The sequence below is a fragment of the Streptomyces sp. NPDC058664 genome, assembly GCF_042716635.1.
Taxonomy (GTDB): Bacteria; Actinomycetota; Actinomycetes; order Streptomycetales; family Streptomycetaceae; genus Streptomyces.
Genome location: NZ_JBHXRW010000267.1, coordinates 1 through 1017 on the forward strand (window position 1 = coordinate 1; position 1017 = coordinate 1017).

Annotated in this window: 2 protein-coding genes; both read right to left on the reverse strand. The window is 66.1% G+C overall.

The features are described from left to right. On the reverse strand, positions 1–248 hold a 248-nt coding region (locus ACFWUY_RS42045; RefSeq protein ID WP_384122476.1), incomplete at its 3' end, for a CBS domain-containing protein. A 100-nt stretch (positions 249–348) separates the two neighbouring features. Next, a partial coding sequence (locus ACFWUY_RS42050; protein WP_384122481.1) for a PASTA domain-containing protein occupies positions 349–1017 on the reverse strand: 669 nt, incomplete at its 5' end.

Sequence of the window (1017 nt, forward strand, 5' to 3'; positions counted from 1 at the left end):
GCGCTGACCCACCGCGGGGTCGCCTCGCACAGTTCCGCCGCCGTCGTCAGATCTGGGGAAAGACCGAGCGCGACGCACTTCACCACGATGTCGCGGTCGGTGATGATGCCGCACATGCGCTCGTCGTCATCGGCGACGACGATCGAGCCGACACCGAGATCGGCCATCGCCGTGGCCGCGGTCGCGACGGTGTCACCGCGGGTGATCCACTGCGCACCGGGCTTCATGATGTCCCTGGCTGTGGTCATAAAGGGCTACCTCCTCGGTCAGCAAAGCTGGGTGGGATGAAGCAGCCCTATTCTGCGCCCGCAGACCAGCGGCAGGCGCGTTCGCCATCCAATCGAGACCTCAGCGCGGGATCGGCGAAGCTCCTACGTGCAGCACCACATTGCCGTTGAATACCACCGTCGAACCGGCCGCCGGGTTCTGCCCGACGACCTTGCCCGAGGCATTGCCGTCGAGCGTGATCACCGTGGTCTGGCTGAGCTGACCCGTCCAGCCCTCGGCTCTGAGCTTCTCCTGGGCCTGCACCGGCGTGAGCCCGGTCAGATCGGGGACGGTGATCCGGTCACCGGAGGAGACATGGACCGTGATGGTCGAGCCCTTCTCCGCGTTGGTGCCGCCTGCCGGGTTGGTGGCGAGCACCTGGCCCTTGGGCAGCGGGGATCTGATCTCCTTGATCTCGACCGTGAACCCGGCGGAATCGACCAGATTCGGCTGTGCGATGGAGATGTCCTGGCCCACCACGCTCGGCACGCGCACCTGTTCGGGCCCGCCGCCGATGGTGAGAACGATCAACTGGTCGATGTCGACCCGCACGCCCGCGCTCGGTTCCTGCGCGATCACCTTGTCGATGTCGGTGGTACTCGACGGCTTGCGCGCGACATTCGGATCGAGTTGCAGCCCGATCGAATTCAGCTGTCGTTCGGCATCGGCCTGACTCATGCCGAGTAGTCGCGGCAACTCCACCTGTGTCGGCCCGGTCGACACCTGCACGGTCACGGTGCTGCCCTCGTC